General features: G+C 70.2%; 28 protein-coding genes and 1 pseudogene. 21 read left to right on the top strand and 8 right to left on the bottom strand.

Annotated elements, in window-relative coordinates:
- Positions 1-37: 37 nt before the first annotated feature.
- The 3 genes from HCK04_RS18930 to HCK04_RS18940 all read left to right on the top strand — a co-directional run bounded on the left by HCK04_RS18930 (position 38) and on the right by HCK04_RS18940 (position 2,452).
- Positions 38-835, top strand: coding sequence for an IclR family transcriptional regulator (locus tag HCK04_RS18930; RefSeq protein WP_168066055.1), 798 nt, complete (start codon positions 38-40; stop codon positions 833-835).
- 210 nt (positions 836-1,045) lie between these two features.
- Positions 1,046-1,606: a hypothetical protein gene (locus HCK04_RS18935; protein WP_142648675.1), complete on the top strand. Its 561-nt coding sequence runs from the start codon at positions 1,046-1,048 to the stop codon at positions 1,604-1,606.
- A gap of 87 nt (positions 1,607-1,693) precedes the next feature.
- Positions 1,694-2,452: a sulfotransferase gene (locus tag HCK04_RS18940; RefSeq protein ID WP_142648676.1), complete on the top strand. Its 759-nt coding sequence runs from the start codon at positions 1,694-1,696 to the stop codon at positions 2,450-2,452.
- A gap of 7 nt (positions 2,453-2,459) precedes the next feature.
- On the opposite strand, the gene HCK04_RS18945 is transcribed toward HCK04_RS18940, so the two are convergent.
- Complete coding sequence (locus HCK04_RS18945) at positions 2,460-2,657, bottom strand: hypothetical protein (RefSeq protein WP_142648678.1); 198 nt, start codon at positions 2,655-2,657, stop codon at positions 2,460-2,462.
- An 80-nt stretch (positions 2,658-2,737) separates the two neighbouring features.
- On the opposite strand from HCK04_RS18945, the gene HCK04_RS18950 reads away from it, so the two are divergent.
- Entirely contained in the window at positions 2,738-3,370 is a 633-nt protein-coding gene (locus tag HCK04_RS18950; protein ID WP_168066057.1) for a LysE family translocator, read from the top strand.
- A gap of 28 nt (positions 3,371-3,398) precedes the next feature.
- Positions 3,399-4,460, top strand: a complete 1,062-nt coding sequence (locus HCK04_RS18955) for a DUF6461 domain-containing protein (protein ID WP_142648680.1) — start codon at positions 3,399-3,401, stop codon at positions 4,458-4,460.
- Here the strand turns inward: HCK04_RS18955 and HCK04_RS18960 are convergent.
- Positions 4,457-5,836 carry a condensation domain-containing protein gene (locus HCK04_RS18960; protein ID WP_142648682.1) on the bottom strand — a complete coding sequence of 460 codons (1,380 nt, stop codon included), beginning with the start codon at positions 5,834-5,836 and terminating at the stop codon, positions 4,457-4,459. The two genes, HCK04_RS18955 and HCK04_RS18960, sit on opposite strands and share 4 nt — an antisense overlap.
- A 364-nt stretch (positions 5,837-6,200) precedes the next feature.
- Here HCK04_RS18960 and HCK04_RS18965 point away from each other — a divergent pair, with 364 nt between their 5' ends.
- From HCK04_RS18965 to HCK04_RS18985, 5 genes are all read left to right on the top strand, one after another.
- The gene (locus tag HCK04_RS18965; protein ID WP_142648683.1) at positions 6,201-7,103 is read left to right on the top strand and encodes a DNA-3-methyladenine glycosylase; all 903 of its coding nucleotides are present in this window, start codon (positions 6,201-6,203) and stop codon (positions 7,101-7,103) included.
- Between the two features lie 107 nt (positions 7,104-7,210).
- Positions 7,211-7,702, top strand: a complete 492-nt coding sequence (locus HCK04_RS18970; protein ID WP_142648685.1) for a VOC family protein — start codon at positions 7,211-7,213, stop codon at positions 7,700-7,702.
- 59 nt (positions 7,703-7,761) lie between these two features.
- Positions 7,762-8,136, top strand: coding sequence for a MerR family transcriptional regulator (locus tag HCK04_RS41255; protein ID WP_221889936.1), 375 nt, complete (start codon positions 7,762-7,764; stop codon positions 8,134-8,136).
- A 126-nt stretch (positions 8,137-8,262) separates the two neighbouring features.
- Positions 8,263-8,703 (top strand): cupin domain-containing protein, encoded by a 441-nt coding sequence (locus HCK04_RS18980; protein ID WP_142648687.1) that lies wholly within the window; start codon positions 8,263-8,265, stop codon positions 8,701-8,703.
- Positions 8,700-9,020 (top strand): LuxR family transcriptional regulator, encoded by a 321-nt coding sequence (locus tag HCK04_RS18985; RefSeq protein ID WP_142648690.1) that lies wholly within the window; start codon positions 8,700-8,702, stop codon positions 9,018-9,020. Before HCK04_RS18980 ends, HCK04_RS18985 begins: the two co-directional genes overlap by 4 nt.
- Positions 9,021-9,397: 377 nt before the next feature.
- On the opposite strand, the gene HCK04_RS42540 is transcribed toward HCK04_RS18985, so the two are convergent.
- Positions 9,398-9,817 (bottom strand): hypothetical protein, encoded by a 420-nt coding sequence (locus HCK04_RS42540; protein ID WP_240971587.1) that lies wholly within the window; start codon positions 9,815-9,817, stop codon positions 9,398-9,400.
- On the opposite strand from HCK04_RS42540, the pseudogene HCK04_RS42545 reads away from it, so the two are divergent.
- Together HCK04_RS42545 and HCK04_RS18995 are read left to right on the top strand one after the other, a co-directional pair.
- A pseudogene (locus tag HCK04_RS42545) lies at positions 9,785-9,913 on the top strand (cytochrome P450); the annotation flags it as partial. The gene HCK04_RS42540 and the pseudogene HCK04_RS42545 sit on opposite strands and share 33 nt — an antisense overlap.
- 202 nt (positions 9,914-10,115) lie before the next feature.
- Positions 10,116-10,295: a hypothetical protein gene (locus tag HCK04_RS18995; RefSeq protein ID WP_185948993.1), complete on the top strand. Its 180-nt coding sequence runs from the start codon at positions 10,116-10,118 to the stop codon at positions 10,293-10,295.
- A 10-nt stretch (positions 10,296-10,305) separates the two neighbouring features.
- On the opposite strand, the gene HCK04_RS19000 is transcribed toward HCK04_RS18995, so the two are convergent.
- The 5 genes from HCK04_RS19000 to HCK04_RS19020 all read right to left on the bottom strand — a co-directional run bounded on the left by HCK04_RS19000 (position 10,306) and on the right by HCK04_RS19020 (position 14,519).
- Positions 10,306-10,551: a hypothetical protein gene (locus HCK04_RS19000; RefSeq protein ID WP_168066039.1), complete on the bottom strand. Its 246-nt coding sequence runs from the start codon at positions 10,549-10,551 to the stop codon at positions 10,306-10,308.
- A gap of 189 nt (positions 10,552-10,740) precedes the next feature.
- Entirely contained in the window at positions 10,741-11,496 is a 756-nt protein-coding gene (locus HCK04_RS19005; RefSeq protein ID WP_142648692.1) for an SDR family oxidoreductase, read from the bottom strand.
- Between the two features lie 94 nt (positions 11,497-11,590).
- Entirely contained in the window at positions 11,591-12,829 is a 1,239-nt protein-coding gene (locus tag HCK04_RS19010) for a low temperature requirement protein A (protein ID WP_205830431.1), read from the bottom strand.
- A gap of 82 nt (positions 12,830-12,911) precedes the next feature.
- Positions 12,912-13,673 (bottom strand): NAD(P)H-binding protein, encoded by a 762-nt coding sequence (locus HCK04_RS19015; protein ID WP_260617328.1) that lies wholly within the window; start codon positions 13,671-13,673, stop codon positions 12,912-12,914.
- A gap of 90 nt (positions 13,674-13,763) precedes the next feature.
- Positions 13,764-14,519, bottom strand: a complete 756-nt coding sequence (locus tag HCK04_RS19020; protein WP_142648694.1) for an RDD family protein — start codon at positions 14,517-14,519, stop codon at positions 13,764-13,766.
- A gap of 514 nt (positions 14,520-15,033) precedes the next feature.
- Here HCK04_RS19020 and HCK04_RS19025 point away from each other — a divergent pair.
- From HCK04_RS19025 to istB, 9 genes are all read left to right on the top strand, one after another.
- A complete protein-coding gene (locus HCK04_RS19025; RefSeq protein ID WP_260617329.1) occupies positions 15,034-15,960 on the top strand; it encodes an ABC transporter substrate-binding protein in 927 nt (308 codons plus the stop codon).
- 6 nt (positions 15,961-15,966) lie between these two features.
- On the top strand, positions 15,967-16,851 hold the full coding sequence (locus tag HCK04_RS19030) for an ABC transporter permease (RefSeq protein WP_142648698.1): 885 nt from the start codon (positions 15,967-15,969) through the stop codon (positions 16,849-16,851).
- Positions 16,852-16,870: 19 nt separating this feature from the next.
- A complete protein-coding gene (locus HCK04_RS19035) occupies positions 16,871-17,611 on the top strand; it encodes an ABC transporter ATP-binding protein (RefSeq protein WP_142648699.1) in 741 nt (246 codons plus the stop codon).
- 72 nt (positions 17,612-17,683) lie between these two features.
- Positions 17,684-18,754 carry an ABC transporter substrate-binding protein gene (locus tag HCK04_RS19040; protein ID WP_142648700.1) on the top strand — a complete coding sequence of 357 codons (1,071 nt, stop codon included), beginning with the start codon at positions 17,684-17,686 and terminating at the stop codon, positions 18,752-18,754.
- Positions 18,751-19,812: an LLM class flavin-dependent oxidoreductase gene (locus HCK04_RS19045; RefSeq protein ID WP_142648701.1), complete on the top strand. Its 1,062-nt coding sequence runs from the start codon at positions 18,751-18,753 to the stop codon at positions 19,810-19,812. Before HCK04_RS19040 ends, HCK04_RS19045 begins: the two co-directional genes overlap by 4 nt.
- Positions 19,802-20,980: an LLM class flavin-dependent oxidoreductase gene (locus HCK04_RS19050; protein WP_142648702.1), complete on the top strand. Its 1,179-nt coding sequence runs from the start codon at positions 19,802-19,804 to the stop codon at positions 20,978-20,980. Before HCK04_RS19045 ends, HCK04_RS19050 begins: the two co-directional genes overlap by 11 nt.
- Positions 20,980-21,897 (top strand): ABC transporter substrate-binding protein, encoded by a 918-nt coding sequence (locus HCK04_RS19055; protein WP_142648703.1) that lies wholly within the window; start codon positions 20,980-20,982, stop codon positions 21,895-21,897. Before HCK04_RS19050 ends, HCK04_RS19055 begins: the two co-directional genes overlap by 1 nt.
- 469 nt (positions 21,898-22,366) lie before the next feature.
- Positions 22,367-23,845, top strand: a complete 1,479-nt coding sequence (istA, locus tag HCK04_RS19060; protein WP_142648723.1) for an IS21 family transposase — start codon at positions 22,367-22,369, stop codon at positions 23,843-23,845.
- Positions 23,842-24,621 carry an IS21-like element helper ATPase IstB gene (gene istB / locus HCK04_RS19065; protein ID WP_142648704.1) on the top strand — a complete coding sequence of 260 codons (780 nt, stop codon included), beginning with the start codon at positions 23,842-23,844 and terminating at the stop codon, positions 24,619-24,621. Before istA ends, istB begins: the two co-directional genes overlap by 4 nt.
- Positions 24,622-24,884 lie beyond the last annotated feature (263 nt).

Consider the following 24,884-nt stretch of genomic DNA (forward strand, 5'->3'; position numbering starts at 1 on the left):
CCGCTGGCCGATCAAGATGTGCGTCGAGCGTCGCGGGGTGGGATTGTTCGTACCGTTGGATCGTGCCCGCCGAGCGGAGGCGGCCTCCGCCCTGGGCAGCCTGGAACGCGGGATAGAGATCCTCCTGTGCCTGGCCGTCGGCATGCGGCCGATGAACCTGACCCAGGTGCACCGGTCGACCGGGTTCTCCAAGACCACCACGCATCGCCTGCTCGGGACGCTGCAGCGGCGGGGCCTGGTCACGCGTACGGGCGGCGACTACATGGTCGGCGGACGCCTCGCCGACCTCGTGGCACCGCGCGGCTGGGCGGTGCAGGGCCGGCGGCTCCCCGGCTCGCGCAGGGTGGTCCTGCCGCACCTGCTCCAGCTCTACGAGGCGACCCGGCAGACGGTCAACCTGGCCGTGCCGGACGGATCCGAGGTCGTGTACGTCGAGCGGTTGTACGGGCACAACCGGGTCAGGTCGCCGTCGGACGGCGTCGACCGGGCGCCGCTGCACTGCACGGCCACGGGCAAGGTGCTGCTCGCCCACGACGCAGGGCTGCGCGCCGCGTTCCTCGCCGCCCCGGCCCTGCGGAGGGTGACCGGCCGTACGGTGACCGCGCCGGTCGCGCTGGAACGCGAGCTCGCGGCCATCCGCTGCGAGGGCGTCGGGTACGCGCGGGAGGAGTTCGCCGAGGGGGTGTGCTGCGTGGCCGCGCCCGTCTTCGGCCCGGACGGCGGGGTGTATATGGCCGTCGGGGTCGCCGCTCCGGTGGGGGCGGCGGCGCTGCCCCGCCTGGGCGCGGCCGTACGCAGGACCGCCCACCAGATCACCGGCGCCCTCCTCCTGTGACCCCAGATCAGGGGATTGGAGTCGCCGGGCTCGGGGAAGGCCTGATCGAGTCGAGCGGCAGGGCCTGTCCGTGTGCCTGTGTTCGGGCTTGGCCTGGGCTGTGTGCCTGGGCTTGAACTTGGGCCCGTGCCTTGGCTTGTGCTTGGGCCTGAGCCGCTCGGGCCGCCGGTGCGTCGGACCGGCGCAGCCGTCGTGGTCTCGGGGAGAGTCATGCGTCGAGGACCGTACGCGTCCCGCTTGATCGGCCGGGCGGGCCTCGTCGCCGTACCGGTGGCCGTGCTGCTCGCGGCGTGCGGGTCGCCCCAGCCGGAGACGCAGCCGCAGACGCCGGCGGGGTCGGTGGCCACGGGCGGCCCGGCGTCCACCCTGAACCCCGTCGCCGATCCGGCGGCCACCGTCTTCGCATCGCCCTCGCCCAGCCCGTCTGTCGTCTCGGCCTTCGACCATCCGGACGCGTGCCGGAACGCCGACTGCGAGGTGGCGGTCCGCCAGGGAGACCGGCTGCGGCTCGACCCGAAGACCGGCCTCGACGAGATCACGATCGTGGGGCTCGACCAGGGCGAGGTGCGGGTGCGCTTCGAAGCGGGCGCGGGCGCCTTCCACGTCGAGGGCATGAACACCGGCGTCAGCCAGAGCTGCTTCAACGGCCGCTGCCACACCGAGGGCGGGCTGACGCTGGCCATGGGACGGCCCGGCAGGATCGGCGACATCCGCCTGCGGCTCGCGAGCGTGGCGCCCGACCACGCGGTCCTGGTCCTGTCGCCGGCATGACCCCGCCCGGCGCCTCCCCGGCCCGCGCGTCCAACGCGTTCCCGGCCCCGGCCCGGGCGCGGGCGTGACCCCGGCCCGCGCGCGGGCGTGACCCGGCCGCGCCCGCCTGCCGATCCCGCCGCCGACCGCCTGCTGCGCGCACCCGTTTTCGTGCTCTCGCCCGTCAGGTCGGGCTCCACGCTCCTGCGCGTGCTGCTGAACAGCCACAGCAGGATCCACGCGCCGCACGAGCTGCACGTCCGGCGGATCGCCGTGACCCTCACGACCGATCCCGTACGGCAGGCCATGGAGGCGGCCGGTCACCGCACGAGCGACATCGAGCACATCCTGTGGGACCGCCTGCTGCACCGGGAACTCGTCCGGAGCGGCAAGGAGGTCCTCGTGGACAAGACGCCCAGCAACGTCTTCGCCCACCGCCGCATCACGACGTGCTGGCCGGACGCCCGGTTCGTCTTCCTCCTGCGCCACCCCGCGTCGATCGCGAGGTCGTGGCACGAGGCGGATCCGCGGGCGCGGCCGATGGACGAGGCCGTACGGCACACGCTGCAGTACATGCGCCACCTGGAGGAGGCCAGACGCCGCCACGAGGGCATCGACGTCCGCTACGAGCGGCTCGTCGACGACACCGAAGGCGAGCTGCGGCGGCTGTGCGCCTGGCTCGGTGTGGAGTACGAGCCCGCGATGGTCCGCTATGGCGAAAAGGAGCACGGCGACTTCGTCAAGGGCATCGGCGACTGGCGCGACAAGATCCGGAGCGGGCGGGTGCAGCCGGGCCGCCCGCTGCCCGCCCCCGGCGAGGTGCCCGAGGCGCTGCGCGAGATCGCGGTCGCCTGGGGCTACCTGTGATTTCCGATCACCAGTGGAACCAGTGAACGCGCCGGCAACTGCTGCGCACGAAGCAGGTGGCGTCGCGGTTGGCCCAGTCGAGATTCATGAACGTCGTGCCCGTGGTCTGGAGTTTCCACCGGCGCATCTCGAACAGCTCGTTCTCGCAGGTGTCGCATTTCAGGGTGCGGCCGTTGGGGAGCGCGACCGGCTGTGGCTCGTCCATGACTTCGATGCCAGGCCGGTTTGATCGGATGCGGTCGTTCCGGTGATCGACCGGGTCGAACGGCCGCTACGGTGACCGTTGTGGATGTCTATGGCGCCATCGCCTCATTCGCCGCCATCGTGCTGCTGCTCACGCTCACGCCCGGTCTGGACACGGCGCTGATCCTGCGTACGTCGCTGCTCGCCGGCCGGAGGCCGGCCTGGGCCGTGGTGCTCGGCATCCAGCTCGGCACCCTGCTGTGGGGCCTGCTCACCGCCGCCGGCCTGTCGGCTCTCCTCACCGCCTCCCAGGTGGCGTACGAGGTGGTGCGGTGGGCGGGCGTCGCCTACCTGATCTGGATGGGCGGCAGGATGCTCTGGCACAGCCGTACGGGCGGGGCGGACGACGCCGCGCCGCCCGACCCGGCGGACACCGGGTGGGGGCGGGCGTTCCGGCGGGGCCTGCTGACCAACCTGCTCAACCCCAAGGTGGGCGCCTTCTACGTCGCGGTGCTGCCCCAGTTCATGCCGCAGGGGGTGTCGCACGCGGTGATGGGGGTGCTGCTCGCGGGCGTCCACGTCTGCGAGGGGCTGGTGTGGAGCGCCGTGCTCATCGGGTTCACCGGGATCCTGCGCGGCTGGCTGCGCAGGCCGTCGGTCAAGCGCGCCCTCGACCGGCTCACCGGCGTCATCGTCATCGGCTTCGGCCTGCGCCTGGCCGTCCAGCAGTCCTGACAATCGACCGCGAATCGGAAGGAGGCCGATGGCGGCCGACGAGATGCGTGCGCACTACCTGCGGTTCCTCGAATCCCACCAGTGGCTCGCGAACGCGCTGACCTGGACCGTCGTGCACCCCTGGGCCGAAACGCCACCACCGGTCGACGTGGTCGCGTCGAGGCTGACCGGTGGTGGCAGCCCCGAGATCGCCGAGCTGTGGATACGAGAAACGGATCTCTATCCCATGGAGGTCGTCTTCGCCGGCGCTTCGGGGCCGTCGATGATGCTGCTCGAAGCGAACGGGGCGTACACGAGCGGCCCGGACGTCATACGCAGGCTCAGCGTGGACGCTCGCGTATGGTCGCTGTCCTGGCACGTCAACGGCGGAGAGCGGCTGACGTGCGCGGCCGGTGGCGAGATCCTCGCAGTGGTTCCCGGGCTGGATCCCGCGCTGATGACCGGACCGCGTCCCGAGGCCGTCGCGGACGCGATCGGCCCCCTCCGGGACGCGGTCGCGAGCCGCCCGGTGACGACCCGGGCGGAGGCATGGGCGCTCAAAACGGCCGCGATGGCCGTCATGGAGTCGTCCACCGGTGCCCGCCTGACCGCCGAATGGGTCGGCGACATGCGGCAGGCGATCCTCATCGACCCTCCGCTCAGCGCGCCGCTCGAACGGCGGGGGTTCGGGCACGTGGAGCCGGACCTCGACGCCCGGTTGCGGCACGCCCCCGAGGCCGTACGGCGGGCGGCGCTGCTCCTGCCGGCCCGGGACCTCACCGGGCGGTTCGGACTGGACGAGCCGCCGATCGAGGACGCGATCGACGTGGTCGCGGGCGGGGGAGCGCTCGGGGAGGAACTGCGGTGGGGTCTGCTGGAGACGCAACTGCAGCTTCACGACGGCTGGGTGCCCGTCATCCCCGAAGGGGACGACCCTGACCGTGCCGAGAGGCTGCGCGCGGCGGCCGTGGTCGCGGTCAGGCTCGCGTTGCTCGAAGCCGCCGGGCGCGCGGAGAATTTCGAGGCCCTCACCTGTGCCCGATGGGTCCTCGGGGACGAATGGCCGTCCCTCCGGTCGGCTGTGGAGGACCTGCTGACGGACGTCGGCTAATCCGGGCGTCCGGTGTAGTGGCCGATCCCGCACACCTCGGGGACGGCGCTCATCGGGACGTCCTCGGTGAGGGCGCGCACCAGCAGGGCCTCGACGCCGCGCAGCATCGACTCGGCGATGCCCGACGGCAGATAGGCGGTGTCGACGATGAGGCTGAGCTTCCCGGTGTCGGGCGCCGAGACGACCGTGAAGAACGCCTTGAACCGGACACCCGGCCAGGCGTTCGTCACGTACGTCCGGGTCTTCTCGGTGAGGGGCGCCACGTCCTCGTCGCGGCCGACGGGAGGCAGGCCCGGCCAGGTGCCGGAGGTCCGCCTGTCGTTGAAGAACGCGTCGAGGTCGGGCTCCCGGCCGCGGCGGCGGCCGATCTCCTCGCGCATGGCCTGCATCTCGAACGGGTCGTAGTGCGCGTTGCGATACGCCCTGAGCGCCCCGCGCTGCGCGGCCCGGCAGGTGGCGGCGAAGTCCGTGCCGGGCAGGTCGAGCACGAACAGGCCGTCCTGTTCCACGGTGCCGACCATCGCACGGGTCCGCGCGTCGCGGCGGTTGCTGTGCACGAGCTGCATGACGGCGCGCGGGCGGCCGCTCACGACGGCCAGCACGGTGGCGCAGGCGGCGAGCAGCACGTTGGTCGTCCGCATCGTCCAGCGTTCCGCCAGCCGCTCCGCCGCGACGGCGAGCGCCACCGACTCCATGCCGACCTCGATGAACCGCGGGTCCTCCGCCTCATGCGGCGGATGGTCGAACACGTCCAGCGGTCCGTCCGCCAGCACGGAGTGCCAGTAGCGGACGGACTTGGCCGAGCGGGCGGGGTAGGGCTCCTCGCGCTCGGCGGCGGCCTGGTCCATCGGCTGCCACTCGGCGGGCGGCAGCTTCTCGCCGCGCAGCAGGGCCTTCCACTCCTCCGACAGCGTGTTCAACGCCTGGAAGTCAACGGCCAGATGGGAGAAGGCGAGCGCCAGCGCCGTCGGGCGGCCGTTCTTGAGAACGACGGAGCAGCGCAGCGGCAGGTCGCGGTCGTGGACGAAGGCCGTGCGGCCCAGCTCGGCCGAGACCCGCTCGGCGACCCGCAGTGCCCGTTCCTCTCCCGCCTCCACCAGGTCGACGGTCAGCTCGCCGCCGCGGCCGACCCGCTGCACCGGCCCCTCCGGAGTGAGGGCGAAGGTCGTACGCAGGCTCTCGTGGCGTTCGAGCAGCACGCGCAGCGCGTCCAGGACGCTGCCGAGGTCGCGTCTGCCGTACACCGGGAGCACCCACGGGCAGCTCAGGAACGTCTGGCTGTCGCCCATCAGGTGGACCGCACGCCACATGAGCCGCTGTCCCCAGGTCAGCGGCGCCTCGCCCTCCCGCGTGCCGCTGAACGCCACCGTCACCATGCGCGCGTCGTCCCTCGGAAGGCCGGCCCGTCACCGAGGCGGATCTCCCCACTGTCACCGAAAGGTTTCGACACGATGCTCGCTCCATGATCGGCACAGGAATGCCAGTTGGTCCGGTTTTGGTCACGCCGGAAGGCCGCCGTGCAACGGAAGAATAGGCAACGAGAGTCGAAGGGGGACAGTGAAAGTCGAAAGTCCCATGTCGAAACTTTTCGACGCGCTTCGGGTGAAGCGTCGGTCTCCCTCGTGTCCGTGAAGTGTAGGCGGGTCGGCCGTCCGCGTGTGCTTCGAGTGCCTCTGTTGCCGATGGTCCGGTCCGGCGCGCGAAGATCGTTTGTCGGTCCGGGCTCGTACGATGAGGCCCATGACCAGCCACGGTTTCACCATCACAGCGGAAGGCCCGTACGACTTCGGCGCCACGTTGCGCTTCGTCGAGGACTGGCCGGTCACCGGCGGGCTGCCCTCCGACGGGCGGGCGCTGCGCTTCGCCTACTGCGCGGAGTCCGACTGGCTGCCGATCGGCGTGACCGTGACCGCCGCACCCGACGGGGTCGCCGTCGCCACGACGCGGGCCGCCGGGCCGCGCATCCGGGCCGAGGTGGCGCGCATCCTGTCCCTCGACGTGGACGGCTCCGGCTTCGCCGCGGCAGGCGAGGCCGACCCGGTGCTCGGCGACCTGCAACGGAAGAGTCCCGGCCTGCGCCCGCTCTGCTTCTGGAGCCCCTGGGAGGCGGCGTGCTGGGCGGTGATCGTGCAGCGGTCGTCGATGCTCGTCGCCGCCCGGATCAAACAGCGCATCGGGGAGCGATACGGTGCGAAGGTCATCGTGGACGGGGAACCCTACGCCGCCTTCCCTCCGCCCATGACGCTGCTGCGGGCCGGTGGTCTCGGCCTGCCCGCGCAGAAGGAGGAGTGGCTGCGCGGGCTGGCCCAGGCGGCGCTCGACGGCGTGCTCACCACCGAACACCTGCGCGCGCTCGACCCCCAGGAGGCGTTGGCGGAGCTCAGGGCGCTGCCCGGCGTGGGGCCGTTCTCCGCCGGCCTGATCCTGATCCGCGGCGCGGGCGCGCCGGACGCGTTCCCGGGTGACGAGCCGCGCCTGTTCGCGATCCTCCGCGAGGCGTACGGCCTGCCGGAGGACGCCTCGCCCGCCGTCTACCGGAAGGTGGCCGAGGCGTGGCGGCCCTACCGCTCCTGGGCCTCCTTCCTCTTCCGCGCCACCGGCTACGGAGCCGCCGACGAGGCCCGGACGGCGCGAGGCCGCTGAGCCCGCTGCGACGGGGGTAGCGCGCTGACCGGGCCGTCTCCGTGCCATGCCTGTCCGCGTCCGCACAGGCTTGACCCTCACGTTGCGGGAGGCTCGACGATCGGGGCATGAGCGAGTACATCAGTCCCGTTCCCATGCCCGCGCTCGACGCGACCGCCCCGGAGATCTACCGGGACTACTACGGCATGCCGATGTTCGTCACCATCCCCACCCGGGATCTCGCGGCGTCGACGGACTTCTGGACCCGCGGGCTCGGCTTCGTCGACCTGTTCACCGTGCCGGACCGCCTGGTCCATCTTCGCCGCTGGGCCTTCCAGGACGTCCTGCTCGTGCCCGCGGAACAGGTGAGCGAGGTCCCGGCGATGAGCGTCAGCTTCGCCTGCGTCCTCAGCCAGATCGACAAGATCGCCGCGCGGTGTGAGGAACTCGTGCCGGGATGCACCACCGGCCCGCGAGAGATGCCGTGGAACTCCATCGAGCTGACGGTGGTCACGCCCGAGAACGCCCGGGTCGTGATGACGGCCGCCCAGCCGCTCGACCCGCACAGTGCGAGGGCGGCCGGCCTGCGAGAGATCGGGATCGAGATCCCCGCCGAGTGACGACGCCGTACGCCGGTCTCAGACCGTGGGCCTCCGGCCCGATCGGCGATACTGGGCCGGTGACGAGCGCCCCCGAACGCGAACCGGCCGCCGCAGGGCCGGACGGCGCCGACGGCCTCACGGTCGGCCGGGCCGCCGCGCTCGTCGGCGTCAGCGTGAAGACGCTGCATCACTGGGACGCGATCGGCCTCGTGTGCCCGAGTGAGCGCACCTGGGCCGGATATCGGGTGTATTCGGGCGACGACGTCGCCCGGATCCACCGCGTCCTCGTCTACCGGGAGCTCGGGTTCCCGCTCGCCGAGATCGGCCGGATCCTCGACGACCCCCGGTTCGCCGCCCACTACGACGCGATGGAGCCGGGCCTGGCCGGCTGGCTGCGCGACACGATCTGGGCGAACGCCGAGGGGCGCGAGGAGCGCCGTCGTGACGGCTGACCTGCGACGAAGATGAGGGTTCCGGAGGCCGCATCGTGTGCGGCGCTGTCACGCATCGGGACGCTGTCTTGTCTGAGCTGGTGTACGGCCGGATCGAGCCGGTCACCGTCTCGCGGAGGAAACCCGATGACCACCGATCACGCTCACATCCACTACCTGGAGAACCCCGTCAAGAGCGGCCCGCCACCGAAGATCGACGTCGTCGGGACCGTGCCGGAGGCCCCGCCCGCACCGGAGGGGGCCGAGGCGATGACGATCCTCGTCACGTTGCCGCCGAACAGCCCCGGCTCGCCGCCGCACCGGCACTCCGGACCCGCGTACGGGTACGTGATCAAAGGGGCCATCGACTTCGAGCTCGAAGGCGAGCCCGCGCGGGTCGTCCGGGCCGGTGAGACGTTCTGGGAGCCCGGCGGGGACGTGATCCACTACCAGGACGGCAACCACCTCGCCGACGAGGAGTCGGCGTTCGTCGTGACGATGTTCTGCGCACCCGGGCAGCCGATGCTGACCGTGGTCGGCCCGGAGGAACTGGAAGCCCGGAGAGACCGCCGGGCGCCGCGGTCATGACCAGGGTCTCGCTCGCCGCGCTCGCCCGTGATCTGCTCGCGCTCGCCCGTGCGGCGGACACCGGCCGCATCGCCACCACCGTGCACGGCGGCTACGACCGTTCGCTGCGGCAGACCCTCATGGCCCTGCGACAGGGCGAGCACGTCCACGAGCATCCCGGCGAGGTCACCGTCCACGTGCTGCACGGGCGGGTGCGGCTCGTCTCCGGGCGCGACTCGTGGGAAGGACGGCCCGGCGACCTGCTGGTCATGCCGGAACGCCGCCACCGCATGGAGGCCGTACAGGACTGCGCGTTCCTGTTCACCACGGCCCGGTGAGAGCGGGGGAGGGCGAGCCCAGGGAAAGGACGAGAGCGAAGAACGGCGAGAGCGAAGAAGGCGGGAACCGGCTCCGGTCCCCGCCTTCGGCCTGACCCGTTGACGGACCGTGTCACATTTCGTACGTTCCGCATAGGCCGCGCCCCGGGCGACCCGGACCGGAAGGGGTTGCAGTGACCGCCGAGCTGGATCCGAACGGGACCGAGCCGACCCCCGAGCCCGTCATAGGGCCGGATATCGTGCCGGGACCGCTGGGTACGCCATCACCGGAGTTCGCCCGCAGACGCGAATGCGGGCCGCTGGATCCGGCGACCATGCCCAGTGGCGACCAGGTCCCGATGGCCGCCCGATATGAGGACGTGCGGGTCCTGCTCGCCTCACCCACGTCCAGCCGCAATCTGCGCCTGCCCGGACTGCCGCGCTTCGTGAGCGGCGTCGGCATCGACGACGACCCGGACGCGCTGATCAATCAGGATCCGCCGGAGCACACGCGCTATCGACGGATCATGCAGGGCACCTTCACACCGCGCCAGACCGAGCGGTGGCGTCCGCGCATCGCGGCGATCGCCGCCGAACTCCTCGACGGCCTGGGTGACCGCTTCGAGCTGGTCGAGGAGTACGCGCTGCGCCTGCCGGCCCATGTCATCTGCGAGATGCTCGGTGTGCCGGTGGACGACTACGAGCGGTTCGTCCAGTGGACGGACATGTTCCTGACCACCTCGACGGCCACCGAGCAGGCGCGTCATGAGGGCTACAGCGACTTCATGGCCTACGCCGCCGAGCTGGTCGCCCAGCATCGCCGCTCGCCCGGCGACGACCTCATCGACCTGCTCATCCAGGCCAGGGACGCCGACGACCGGCTGTCGGAGGGCGAGCTGGTCAACACGGTCTTCTCGCTGATCACGGCCGGTTATGAGACGACCGCCTCGATGATCGCCCGTGGCGTGTTCCGGCTGTGTCCTCCGGCCGGTCGCCCTGCACGTCACCTCGGCGGCGGGCGACTGACCCAGCCGGGCCCGTACGCGCCGTCCATGGGGGCCCGGGCCAGGCTGCGCCTTCGATTATCTCTATCGCCGGATCTCCGAGATTCTCCACGTGGGCGAAGACCACGCGCGGCAACTCGTGCGACGCGCCCGCGACCACCTCGCCGCCGGCCGCCGCAACCCGGTGAGCACCACCGGGCACCGGCGCCTCGTACGGACGTTCCTCTCCGCCGCGCAGACCGGCGACCTCGCCGAGCTGGAAGAACGGCCGGCCGCCGGGGTCGCCCGATAGCCGGGGCCCGCTACGCGGCGGGGTCGCCGGGCGGGAGGTCGTCTTCCATCGGGAGGTCGTCCTCCAGCACCTCGACCGCGGCGAGCAGACCCCGCAGGCCGATCTCCTCGCGTTCGGCGTCCGCAGGGTCGAACAGCCACTCGGCGACCGGCAGGTCGGCGGCGTCCTCGGGACGGCTGAGCTCGACCTGGACCACCTCCGCCTCGACCTCGAGTTCGAGCTCGTGCAGGAATCCGTCGTCGCTCGGAGCTGTCATCGTTCCTCTTTCCGTGTCGTGAGGGGCGGCCCGGCCGGGGCGGGACGCGATGGCCGCGCCGACCCGCACGCCGCGGGCCCGTGGCGGGGGGCCCGCGGTGGGAGCCCGCGGCGGGGCACTGCGCGGCGGTGCGAGGGGGGTGACGGTGGTCATCGCGTACGCGCCCGGGGAATGAACGGCCTCGCCTGCCTACTTGCCGGTGGCGGCGTCGCCGAGCCAGTCGAGGTAGTGAATGGTGCCGAGGGAGGCGTCGCCGATCGGAACGAGGGAGTGCTCGCTCAGCTCGCTGCCGAAGTAACGCGCGTGCGGGTCGACGACGACCTCGCGCGGGTCGCCCCACGCGGTCAGCGCCTTCTGGAAGAACTCGTCCATCCGGAACCGCTCGGGCCCGGCGATCTCGACCCGGCCGTTCAGCGGCGACCCCATCGCGGCCCGGCCGACCGCCTCGGCGACGTCCTCACCCGCGATGGGCTGGAAGAGCACGGGCGCCATGTGCACCTTGCCGTCCACCGTGGCGTCGTCCGCGATGCCGCGGGCGAACTCGAAAAACTGGGTCGAGTGCACGAGCGAGAACGGGATGCCCGACTTCTCGATGAGCTGCTCCTGGGCGATCTTCGCCGCGAAGTAGCCGTTCTCCGGCATCCGCTCGGTGCCCACGATCGACACCGCGACGTGGTGACCCACGCCCGCGTCGGCCTCGGCCGCGAGCAGGTTGCCCGTGGAGGTCTCGAAGAACTTCAGCACCGCGGTCCGCTCGAACGACGGCGAGTTCGACACGTCGACCACCACGTGCGCACCCTTCAGCACCTCGGCCAGGCCCTCGCCGGTCAGGGTGTTGACGCCGGTGTTCGGTGAGGCCGCCACCGCCTCGTGGCCGTGCTCGCCCAGCTTCTTCACCAGCTTCGACCCGATCAGGCCGGTGCCGCCGATAACGACGATCTTCATCGTGCTCTCTTTCTGTCCGCCGGGCGGTCTCGTCGCCGCCCGGTCGCCAGCTAAGACCGGACAGCCTCCGGGGTTGTGACGGCGGAGGCGAAGTTCACATCGGCTCGTCACCGGCGAGGTGACTCATGTCACGCGAGCGGGACCTGACGGCCGCCGTCCAGATCGTGACCGCGACCAGCAGAACGCAGACCGTCGCGATCGCCGCGACCGTGCCGGCCACACCGATCCAGGGCGTCGTGAGCGGCAGTGACAGGACGACGAGGACGCACGCCACGACCGCGGCGGGGGACATGACGGGCTCTCGGACGACGAGCACGTGCACCGCCCACAGCAGGGCGAGACAGACCCCTACCGGGACGGCGACCGCGTAACCGAGCGCCGATGACGACACGTCGTGCCCGTTCCGCTCCACCGCCACCTCAAGCCCGGCGCCGAGGGCCGCCAGGGCCGCGAATATCCCATAGTGGCCATATCCCCACAGGTAGGACCTATGGCGGCGGTCGGTGAGACCGTCCCCGGCAGGCCCGAGGAAGTACAGCCACCACAGAGCGAAGAGCAGGATGAGACCGGCGATGGAGATCACGACGAAGGAGCCGCCGACGGCGTCCGCCTCCAGAGCCCGTCCGACCCCTCTGCTCGCGGCCAGCACGCTCTCCCCGAGCAGGATGATCGTGAACAGGCCGTACCGCTCGGCGATGTGGTGCGGATGCCAGTTGGTGGCCCCGGCCCGCTCCGCCCACCACGGCACGGCGAGCTCCAGGACGGCGAGGCAGACGAAGTACGGCAGGCCGGAGGACGAGGGCAGCACTCCCGTCTCCACAAGAACGAGCCGCGACAGCCAGCCCAGCTGCAGGACGGCGATGCCGGCGGCGTAGCGGAACGCCGTACGCCGCCTCGCCGGGTCTTCGAAACCGGCCCGCAGCCACTGGGCGACGAGCCCGATCCTCATCACGAGGTAGCCCAGGGTGATGACTCCGTACTCGGAGCGGCTCGCCGCGGCGGGCACCCCGGCGGCGAGGACCAGCACGCCGGCCATCTGCACCATGGTGAGCACCCGGTAGGCGACGTCGTCGGTGTCGTAGGACGAGGCGAACCACGTGAAGTTCATCCACGCCCACCAGATCGCGAAGAACACCTGGAGGAACGGCACCAGCCCGGCCAGGCCGCGGCCCTCGGCGATGTCGTGCGCGAACTGCGCGGTGACGGCCGCGACCGCGACCACGAAGGTGAGGTCGAACAGCAGCTCCAACTGACTTGAGACGCGATGCGGCTCGTCGATGGCACGGGCGCTCATCCGGACCCGGATCCGGATCGTGGTGCCTGCTGGTGGCAAGGTCCTGCTCCTGTCGCTGGGCAACGTACGGTCGCCTCGAAGATAGGGCAGGGCGTTCGATCTGTGACAGAGACGGCGGGCGTCAGCGTGCGAGCCACTCCCGATAGGTGGTTTCGGCGATGACGGCGCCGTCCTTGGCGACGAGGGCGCGGCCCGGCGCGGCGGCGTACATGCCCGCGCCGTCGTCGGTGACGACCGTACGGCGGTCGCCACGGGCGGCGAGGGTGATCCTGCCCAGCTCGTCGAGCGCGAAGACCTCAGGGCCCGCGATGTCGCGGGTGCCGCGCAGCGGGACGCCCACGCTGATGTCGGCCACGGCCCGGGCGACGTCGTCGGCCGCCATGGGCTGCATGAGAGTGGCGGGCAGGCGGACGGTGTGCTCGTCGGAGGTCCAGGACAGCACCGTGTCGATGAACTCGAAGAACTGCGTGGAACGCACGATCGAGTAGGGCACCGGGCCCGCCTTGAGCAGGTCCTCCTGCAGCACCTTGGCCTGGTAGTAGACCAGGCTCGGCACCAGGTCGGCGCCCACGATCGACAGGATGACCGCATGCCCGACGCCGGCCGCCGCCGCCTCGGTCAGCAGGTGGTTCATCGTCGTCCGGAAGAAGGCGGGCGAGGCGTCGTCGAAGCGCTGCGGTTTCGTCAGGTTGACGACCACGTCGGCGCCGGCCAGCGCCTCGGGCAGGCCGCGGCCGGTGAGCAGGTCCACACCGGTGGACCTCGAATGGGGCACCGCCTCGTGCCCGCGCGCGTTCAGAATCCTGACCAACCGGGATCCGATGAGGCCGGTCCCCCCGATGACGGCGATCTTCATGCCCTGGCCTTCCTGCTCCTCGGACACGACGATATGCACCGGCGACCGTACGCCCGCCACCCGGGACCGGAAAGCGCCCTGGCCCCCGATCCCGGTGTCACGGCTGTTCGGTGAGTCCTACGCCGCCAGCAGCGTGGTGATCAGTGCGAACGCGGCGGACGCGGCGAGGACGACCACGAGCCCGGTCAGGAACCCGGACGTCCCCGATGCCTTCGTGCCGGGGGCGGACACGTCCACGACGACGGTCCCGGCGACGATGTCGTGCAGGCAGCGCCGCCGGGGATCACCGAAGATCCACAGGGCGTCGACGAGGTAGAGAACCGATCCGAGATATGGAACCGCCGAGCCGAGGAGAGGGTGGACCAGCGTCCGGATCCCGATCTGGCGGCGGGCGGGCATCGCTCCCGTCGCGGCTGACACCACCTTCAGGCGATACAGCCGCTTACCGAGCGTCTGGCCCCACAGTGCGTGTTGCACCCAGAAGTAGGCGGCGCCCACGACGGTTATCGCGACCTGCAGCGGCCAGTCGGCGTCCGCGTACGGGTTGAGCAGCGTCGTGAGATAACCCGGCTCGTCGGTCCGGGGCTGGGCGGGCGGCTTCAGCATCAGCCCGATCAGAGCGTTGGCCACGAGAAGGATCAGGTTGTCGACCAGGAAAGCGGCGAAACGGTGGCGCCGTGCGGCGGTGGTCCATGTCGCCGCCTGGGGGGTGGTTGTCATGCCCGCAAGTGTGGCCCCCGCGGTCCGGTTGTGAGGAATGCCGGATTTGATGCCCTTGTGGAAGGCGAGCTGCCGCGCCTGCCCCACGGACTCCTGCTTCGCCGACTCGGCCTGCACCTGCGCGACGACGCCGTCGTCCACGTGGTCGAGCATGTCCCGCGCCGCCGCCCAGGGCCTGCGTGTGCGCGGCCTGACGAAACTCCAGCGCCCGTGTCGACGGACTACTCGTGCATCTCGCATCATGAGATGCCTTTGACCTATTTATTCCCTACCTGAAATAAAGGGTAATATGTCCAGTGTTGCCCTAACGTCCCGGCGCGCGATCGACTTCATGTACGTGGACGCCAGCCTCTGTAGGTGAACGCGGACCGCCTCGCGGGCGGTTGCGCCGGAGGCGTTCTCCGATCCTTCGCCCTTGATCAAGGGGTTCTCTGTCCCGTCCCGGTGGCCGCATGTGGTCGGCCTCGTCTAGTCGCTTTCCTCCCACTGTTAGGGGCTTGTCATCGCCATGTGGAAATCTCGATTGCACCGGTCCGATCGGCGATCTCGGCGGAGCGCGCACGTCGCGGTCCTCGCTGCGGTTGTGTCGCTCGCGGTCCTCACCGCCGCCTGCGGTTCGTCATCCTCGACCGCCGGCGGATCCCCGTCCTCGGGCGGGACCGGTGCGGTGCTCAAGCTGCAGGACCCCGGCAACGCCGGCCCGCTCGCCTACGCCAAACGCGAGGGCATCCTGGAAAAGCGGCTCAAGGCCGTCGGCGCCTCGGTGGAGTGGGGCGGTTCCTACGCCTCCTTCACCGCGACCATCGATGCGGTGCATTCGGGATCGGTGAACGTTATCCAGGGTGCCATCTCGCCCGCGGTCGGCTATCTCGCGAACAGTCCCGACATCAAGATCTTCTCCGTTACCGACCCGGTCACTGACCCGGCCGCGCCGGACACCGACGGGCTGGTCGTACGGCCCGACAGCCCGATCAAGTCGGTCAAGGACCTGGTCGGCAAGCAGGTGGCGGTGAACAAGGGCGGCAAGGGGGAGTACCTGCTCCTGCTCGCCCTGGAGAAGGCCGGAGTCCCGGTCGACCAGGTCAAGCGCGTATACCTCAACCCCGACCAGGGCGCCGCGGCCTTCGCGACCGGCAAGGTGGACGCCTGGTGGGCGATCGTCAAGGCCTACCCGGAGGCGGTGAACAAGGGCGCCCGGGTGATCGTGCATGGCCGGGAGCTCGATGACAAGGACCTGACCATCCTCGCCGCGCGCAACGAACTGCTCGAACAGCATCCCGAGGCGGTCCGCGTCTATCTCGAGGTGGTGCAGGAGCTGACAGAGGAGGCCAAGAAGACACCGGAGAAGTTCGAGAACGTGTTTCTCACGCAGGGCCCGACGGCTGTGAGCGGCGCGCGGCTGGCGCTGGACATCGAAACGGCCAAGCACGCCAACATCCCTCGCTACGTCACCCAGGACGACGGCGCCAACATCCAGCAGGTGGCCGATCTGTTCCGGAAGTACGGAGTGGTGCCCGGGCCTGTCGATCCGGCGAACGTGCTCTTCGATCTGAAGGCGGCAACCGGAGCTTCGTCGCCCGCCTCGGCCGGGTGACCTGCCATGACCGTGGAGAGAGTGCACACATCAAGTGACGTGGGCGTGCGGTCGGGCCCTGGCGTCCCGCCTGCCGCCGAGGTCTCCGATCTGGAGGCTCCGCAGTATCTCGGTGTCAGACGTCGCCCACCGGCGTTGTCGGGCGGCCTGCGGATCGGCGTACCGCTGCTGCTGCTCGTCTGCTGGTGGTACGGGTCGAGCAGCGGACGCATCCCGCCGGACGTGCTGGCCGCGCCGTCTTCCGTCTTCGACGCCCTACGCGAGCTGATCGCGACCGGCCAACTCGTCGACTATCTGCTCGCCTCGGCGCAGAGGGCAGGGCTCGGCGTGCTCGTCGGCGGCGGGATCGGGCTGGTGCTCGGAGTCGCCGCCGGCATCTCGGCACTGGGTGAGGAGCTGGTCGACCCGACCATGCAGATGATGCGGGCGGTGCCTTTCCTCGCACTGGTCCCGCTGTTCATCTCGTGGTTCGGTGTCGGCGAGACGTTCAAGATCGTGCTGATTGCGGTGTCGGCGGCGGTCCCTATGTACGCCTACACCTACCTCGGGGTCAGGAACGTCGACCGCAAGGTGGTCGAGGCGGCGCGCGGTTTCGGCCTGGGCGGTCACAGGCTGGCCATCGAAGTCATCATCCCGAGCGCGCTGCCCAACATCCTGATGGCGCTGCGCATCTGCCTGTCGGTCTCGCTCACCGGCCTGATCGCCGCCGAACAGATTGGTGCCATCGAGGGCATCGGTTATCTGGTCACTCTCGCCCAGCAGTACTTCCGTCCCGACTACATGGTGCTCTGCATCCTCATTTACGCCGTTCTCGGACTGGTCTTCGACGGCGTGATCCGGTTGCTCGAGCGCCTGGCCATGCCCTGGCGCCGGCACCTGGTCGCCCGATGAGCGCACGCGGGAGGACTCGATGACCGAGACGACGATCGGCGAAGAAGACGCCGCCACCGACGGCCTGGCCGTACGGATCAGCGGGCTACGCAAGGCATTCGGAGCCAAAACCGTACTGTCCGGAATCGATCTGGAGATTCGCAGGGGTGAGTTCTTCGCCCTCCTCGGCCCGAGCGGTACCGGGAAGACCACCCTGCTGCGCATCCTGGCGGGCCTGGAGCTCCCCGACGCCGGTACCGTGCTGGCGGCGCGCCGCCGTACGACCGTCTATCAGGAGCCGCGGCTGATCCCGGCCAGGCGGGTGCTGGCCAACGTCATCCTCGGTCTCCCGGCCGCCGCGCGGGAGGCGGGGCGCCGAGCATTGGCCGAGGTCGGGCTGGAGGGATACGGGCGGGCGTGGCCCGCGACCCTCTCCGGAGGAGAGGCGCAGCGGGTGGCCCTCGCCAGGGCCCTCGTGCGCGATCCCGAGGTGTTGCTGCTCGATGAGCCGTTCGCCGCGCTGGACGCGCTGACCCGCCTCCAGATGCAGGAACTGGTCGCGGAGCTCTGCGCGCGGCACCGTCCGGCGGTCGTCCTCGTCACGCACGACGTGGACGAGGCCGTACGGCTGGCGGACCGGGTCGTGGTGCTGCGAGAAGGGACGCTGGCCGTCGACCAGAGGATCGACCTGCCCCATCCCCGGGACCGCAACAGCGCCCCGTTCGCCGACTACCGACGGCTCTTCCTGAGCCACCTGGGTGTGGTTCCGGCCTCGCATTAGCTCACCCGCCCACCACCCGTCTGGGTGCGTCGGCCCCAATACGAGGCGGACGCAGACACACGTAGGAGTCACATGTCTTCCCTTGACAAGATCTGGTACACCCGGTGCCCCGTTCCCACCGCCAGCGGCCTCGCCCACAACCAGGGCTGGTTGAAAGAGGAGTTCCAGGTGGCGGGCCTGGACATCGGCATCCTTCAGGATGCGGGGCCTGAACTGGCCAAGCATCATTTCGATCATCAGCTTCTCGGGCTGTTCAGGGAGGGCGGCAACGTCCCCGCGCTGGCCGCCCGCTCGGCCGGTGCCCCGACCCGGCTGATCGGCCTGACCTGGATCGAGGAGTGGCAGTCCATCCTCGTCAGGGCCGACTCGGGCATCACCGGCGCCGCGGACCTGGCCGGTGCCCGGGTCGCCCTGCCCGCATGGGCTGAGACCCGGGCGAAGAGCTTCCCCCGGGCCATGGCTCTGCATGGAATCAAGGGCGCGTTGTCCCAGGGCGGACTGACCCTCGACGACGTCATCTTCGTCGAGGTGGCCGCCCAGTCCAGCCCGTCGGTCGGTCGGGACGCCGGCGACCGGGCGTTCTCCTGGCCGGGTATCGCCGAGTTGGCGCGAGGCGAGGTGGACGCGGTGTACGCCAAGGGGGCGCGGGCCGCCGAGCAGGCCAAGGAGATCGGTGCCGTGGTCGCCGTCGACCTCGACGCGCATCCCGACCGCCGTACCAGGGTCAACAACGGCACCCCGAGGCCGATCACGGTGCACGAGCGGCTCCTGGACGAGCATCCCGATCTGGTCGTCGGATTCCTCGCCCAGACGCTGCGCGCCGCCGACTGGGCGCCGGGCAATCTGAGCCGGGTGCGCGAGATCCTGGCGGGCGAGACGCGGTCTGGAGCGGATGCCGTGACCACCGCCTACCGAGGCGACTTCCACCACTCGCTCCACCCGGACCTCTCGCCCGAGCGGTTGGAACTCCTGCGGATTCAGAAGGACTTCCTGCTGATCCACGGATTCCTCGACGCCGACGTGGACATCGACGCATGGGCGGCAACTGAGCCGCTCGAACTCGCCCGCAAGCGGCTCGACGCGCAGGCCGGGCGGAACGGCCTGCCGGGCGTGACGCAGACCGCCGAGGTGGTGGCGCGATGACGGACAGTCCGGACTTCCTGATCACAGTGCCGACCCGGGGAGACGGGCGTGACCCGCTGCGACGGGACCGGGGGGACTGGCAACCCGCCGCGCGGCGCCCGCTGCCCGCGTTCGTCACCGATCTACGGCCGGGCGCCTTCGGGCCGTTCGAACACCTCGCTCAGATTGGCAGGGCAGCGGAGATAGCCGGCCTCGGCGGGGCACTCGTGCCCTTCGACCCCGCCGGCGAGGAGTCCCTGGTCGTGGCCGCCGGCCTGCTGAGACAGAGCCGGCACCTTCGGGTCGTGGCCGGTTTTCATCCAGGGATCGCCACGCCCGTCTACGCGGCCAAGGTCTCAGCGTCCCTCCAGCGGTTCACCGACAACCGGCTCGGCTGGCAGATCGACATCGATCTCGACCCGGCCGTCGCCCGGTCGCAGGGGGACTTCCTGCAGGGGGCGGACCGGTACGCCCGGGCAGAGGAGTTTCTCACCGTGGCCAGAGGCGTGTGGAACGGGGAGGGCTACACCTACGAAGGCCGTTTCTACCAGGTGCTCGCAGGCGGATTCCAGCCGCCCAACTCGGGCCTGCCGTTCCCCCGCGTATACCTGACCGGCACCTCATCAGACGCGCTCGCAGTCTCGGCGCGGCATGCCGACGTGCACCTGTTCACCGGAGATCAGGACGTGGCGGCAGGCATCGCCGAGCTGGGTGCGCGGTCGGCGGAGGCAGGCCGCAAGCTCGAGTACGGTCTGCGGCTCCCCGTCCTGGCACGAGACGACGACGATGAGGCGTGGGACGAGGCACGGCGGCTGTGGAACATCATCGGCGGCGCAGAGGACGGCCTACCGGATCCCGACCCGCGGACCGGTCTGTGGCATGGATTCGCCCGCATCGCCGATTCCGCCACGCCCGGCCTGGTCGGTTCATACGAGACCGTCGCAGCCGGCATCCGCGGCTACCTCGACCAGGGGGTGACCACGTTCGTCCTGGAGGCACGGCCCCACATCGAGGAGACCTACCGGCTGGGCGAGCGGTTGCTGCCGCTGTTCGCTAAGGAGATCGAGCATGCCCATTGACATCTACTGGCGGATCGGGACTCACGGTGATCAGCCGTCGCTGCGGCGCCGGGTGTCCAGCCGGGGGGAGTGGGCGCCGGTGGTACCCGGCAGCCTGACCCCAGGGATCCGGGACGGCCGCCGCGACGGTTACTCGTACGTCGATCACATGGCCGACGTCGCCAGAGCCTCGGAGAGCTCTGGGTTCGTCGGCGGCCTGTTGCCGTCGTTCCCGTTTACTGACGACCCGTGGGCCACGGCCGCGGCACTGGCCCGCGAGACCACGACGTACCGTTTCATGATCGCCTATCAGCCGGGTTTCCTCCACCCGGTGCAGGCGGCCCGGATGTCGGCGAGCCTGCAGCGGGCGACCGGCGGACGAGTCGTCTACAACATCATCTCTGGTGGTGGCGGCCCTGCCCAGCTCTGGTGGGGGGACCGGGTCGACCACGACGATCGGTATGCCCGGACGTCGGAGTTCCTCGATGTGCTCAAGGGCGTGTGGAACGGTGGTCCGTTCGACTACGAGGGCCGGTTCTACCGGGTCGAGGGGGCGGGGCTGCCCGAGCCGCTCGCTCGGCAACCCTTCCCGGAGATCTACTTCTCCGGCTCGTCCAAGGCCGCCATCGAGGCGGCGGGCCGCCACGCCGACTACTACCTGTCGTGGCTGGAACCCTTCCCCGAGTTGGCGGCCAAGTTCGCCCAGGTCCGCGAGCACAGCGCCGCGCTCGGACGGGCTCCCAAGTTCGCCGTCCGCATCGACGTGCTCGCCCGTGAGACAGAGGAGGCGGCATGGGACGAGATCAGGCGCGGCTGGGCGCATGTCGACCCGGCGGCGCTACGCAGCGCGGACGGTGACTCCGTCGGCTGGCTGCGCAGCCAGTCGTTCATCTCCTGGCCGGTTCGCGATTACCGGGAGCTGGAGGTGTCGCCGAACGTCTGGGGCGGCTTCCACCTGCTCCGCGGCGGTCCCGCCTTCGGGCTCGTGGGGAGCTATGAACAGGTCGCCGAACGGCTCGACGAGCTGATCGGAATCGGCGTCGACGCCTTCATCCTCGCCGGCGTCCCCCACCTGGAGGAGGCCTACCGCGTCGGCGAGGAAGTACTTCCTCTGCTGCGTGGCCACGACATCCGCCAGACCTCCCCGCTGCACCCGCACACCCTGTCTATCGCGAAAGGAACCATCTGATGAGCGTCCGTGTCGGCTACTTCCCCAACAACAACTCACTGTGGGTACTGCGCCACCAGGGCATCCTGGAGCGCTCCCTGCCTGATGTCGAATGGGTGGATTTGCGCAGCCTCCCGCAGGGCGAGCGCCCCGATGCCACCAAGGCACTCCCCACTGTGCACGGCGACCACCTCTTCGACGGTGGGTACGACTTCATCGGCACCGGTTCCACGCCGCCGGTCACCGCGCAGGGCAAGGGACACGACATCGTGTACGTGGCGATCTCCGGGCCCCGTCACGAGAACGGCCGGCTGGTCGTGCACGAGGATTCGCCGATCAAATCCCTGGAGGACCTGAAGGGCAAGCGGGTCGCGCTCGGCCACGGCTCGTGGCAGACCACACTTCTGCTGTTCGCACTCGACCGGGCCGGGCTGACGTGGAAGGACATCGAGCCGGTCGACGCCTACACCGACGCCGCCCAGCTGTTCCTGGACCGTGAGGTGGACGCGTGGGTCGGCTCGTACCCTGCGCTCACCCGCGTCGAGCAGGAGGCCGCCATCCGAGAACTCGTCGCTACCGACGGATTGTTCAGCCACCGATCGCTCTGGTTCACCCGGCGCGACTTCGCCGAAGGGCACCGCGAGGAACTCGCCGCCATCGTCGGCGCGCTTCAGGAGTCCGACGCGTGGATCCAGCAGAACTATCGTGCCGCGGCCGAACTGTTCGCCGCCGACGACGGTGGGAGCGTCGACGCCTGGGAGCACGCCCTGCGCACCCGCCCGTTCGGGCTGCAGCCCGTCACCGACGACTTCGTCGCGGAACAGCAGCGCGCGGCGGACCTCTTCCACGCCAGCGGCCTGATCGATCGGAAGATCACTGTGGCGGAGGCCGTACTGCCCGATATCGCACGGCTCGTGGAGGCCTCCCAGGCCAGGTGACGAGACCAGAAGTGCCGCAGGGCCGGACCCGGCCTCCGGGTTCGGCCCTGTGCTGTGTGATCAATGACGATCACCAGGGGACCCTCGGGGCTGATCACGCGCGGCTGCCAGACGGTGATCTTCCACGTCATGCATCGGCGCCGGCACCGCAGCATGACCTTCGCAACCGCGTATCTCCCGTGACTGGAGACAAGCGGCGGCTCTCGGCGGCGTTCGGCTGCGCGCGCCAGCATGGCACGATCAAGCCCAGAACAGAGGGCATCTGGGCTGGATGGGAGAGCGCGCCCTGTGTCCGTGGCCATGCAAAAGTAGCCGTAGGTGGCCGGGTTGAGGTCACCGCTGGTGGCCAGTTTTAGTCCCCACTCCTGTTCTGTGCGTCTGCGTGTCGTGGGGAGGGGCGTGCCCCTGAACGGTGATCGTGACGGTGTCAGCCAGTCACAAGATCACCGCTCAGGGAGTCTGCCCGGCCATGAAATCTTCGGGGGAAGTCATGGACATCATCGCCGCCTACCGGGAGGTAGGCACTTACCGTGGTGCCGCAGAGATGTGCGGCACCACGCACAAGACCGTGAAACGCATCATTGAGAAGACGCTGGCCGGGGACAAGACGCCGGGCCGTAAACAGCGGGAACACAACTACGACCAGGTGATTGATCTGGTCACCGGCAAGGTCCGCGCGACGCACGGCAAGATCTCGGCCAAGCGGCTGCTGCCGCTGGCTCAGTCCGCCGGGTATGCGGGGTCGGCGCGGAACTTCCGCCGCTTGGTCGCCCAGGTGAAGAAGGACTGGCGGCGTGACAACCACCGGGGGCGGCGTCCGGCGGTCTGGACGCCGGGCGAGATGCTGGTCATCGACTGGGGCGATGCCGGGGGCGGGCTGCATGTGTTCTGCGCAGTGCTGGCCTGGTCCCGCTTCCGGTTCGTCCGCTTCGCCGACAACGAGCGCGCCGCCACCACCCTGGCCTTCCTCGCAGAGTGCTTCGAGACGCTCGGCGCGGTGCCCGCGATGGTGCTGGCCGACCGGATGGGCTGTTTGAAGGGCGGTGTGGTGGCCAACAAGGTCATCCCCACCGCCGACTACGTCCGCTTCGCCACCCACTACGGGTTCCGCCCGGACTGGTGCGAGGCCGCCGACCCCGAATCCAAGGGGATCGTGGAGAACCTCGTCGGCTACGCCAAGCGGGACCTGGTCGTCCCGCAGGCTCCCTTCGACGACCTGACGGTGGCCAACGTCGCTGCCCGGACCTGGTGCACGGAGGTCAACGCGGTGGCGCACTCGGAGATCTGCGCCATCCCGGCCGAACGCCTGATCGCCGAGCGCAAGGTGATGGGAGCCTTGCCGTCGTTGCGCCCGCAGATCGGCAAGCCCTCTGCCTGCCGCAAGGTCGACCGGCTGTCATGCGTGCGGTTCGGCTCGGCCCGCTACTCGGTGCCCAATCGGCTGATCGGGACGAGGGTGGCCATCGGTGAGACCGGCGGCGTCCTGCTGATCACCGACCTGGCCACCGGCGAGGTCGTCGCCGAGCACACCCCGGTCGCCCCCGGCGAGGCCTCCATCCTCGATCAGCACTACGGCGGGCCGCGTCCGGCACCCCGCCGCGCGGCGCGGCCCCGCACCGAGGCGGAGAAGGCGTTCCTGGCGCTCGGCCCACCTGCCGAGACATGGCTGGCCGGCTCGGCCGCCTCGGGCAACACCCGGCTGGCCGGCGACCTGGCCGAGCTGGCCGCTTTGCACGCCGCGCACGGGCAACAGGCACTCCTGGCAGCGCTGGAGCGGGCCACGCGGTTCCGCCGCTGGCGAGCCGAAGACATCCGCTCCATCCTGGCCGCCGGGACCGGGACACCACAGCCCACCGCAGCCGGGAACGCGTTGGTGCTGGAACTGCCACAGGTGCCTACCAGGTCCCTGGCCGAGTACACCCCCGGCAAGATCGGACAGGTGTCATGACCGCCGCCACACCCCCGGCGCTGGCCGCCGACATCGACGCCGGACTGCGCCGCCTCAAACTGGCCACCATACGCAGCCTGGCACCCGAACTCCTGCTCACCGCCCGCACTCAACGGTGGAACCCCGAGGAGTTCCTGCGCACTCTCATCGATGCCGAGCTGGCGGCACGTGATGCCTCCAACGCCCGTACCCGGATGAAAGCCGCCGCCTTCCCCGTGATCAAGACAATCGAGGAGTTCGACGTCGCGGCCTCTTCCATCCCCTCCGCGACCTTCGACTATCTGGCCTCGCTGGAGTGGATCGGTGCGGCGGAGAACTACTGCGCGGTCGGTCCGGCCGGCACGGGCAAGAGCCACAGCCTTATCGCCTTCGGCGTCGCCGCCATCGGCGCCGGCTACAAGGTGCGCTACTTCACCGCCGCCGAGCTGGTCGAGACCCTCTTTCGCGGCATGGCCGACAACTCGGTGGGGCGGGTGATCGACAACCTGCTACGCGCCGACCTGGTGATCATCGACGAGGTGGGCTTCGCCCCGCTGGATGACACCGGTGCCCAACTGCTGTTTCGCTTCGTGGCCGCCGCCTACGAACGCCGCGCGCTCGGCATCGGTTCGCACTGGCCTTTCGATCAATGGGGCCGCTTCCTGCCCGAGCACACCACCGCTGTCAGCCTGCTCGACCGACTGCTGCACCACAGCATCGTGGTGGTCACCGAGGGCGAATCCTTCCGCATGAGGCAGGCCCGCACACGAGACCCGGCACGCCACACCAAAAAGTAGCCAACTTCGAAGACGTGGGGACCTCAACCTGGCCACCAACGGCGACACGCACTTGGCCGTTGACACCCTGAGGTGTTGTGCTTCAGGACATAAGAAACGGGTGTCTCAAGACATAGGAAACCCGGTAGGCGCATGTCTCCGGAGATAGGAAACACAGGCGGTTAGAGCCTGCGGGCGGTCGAGAGTCAGCCCGTGTCGAAGGCCAGACTCATCATCACGGCGGTCGTCGTCGAGGGCCGCTCACAGGCGGACGTCGCCCGCTC

The sequence above is a fragment of the Microbispora sp. CL1-1 genome (assembly GCF_012034195.1).
Classification (GTDB): domain Bacteria; phylum Actinomycetota; class Actinomycetes; order Streptosporangiales; family Streptosporangiaceae; genus Microbispora.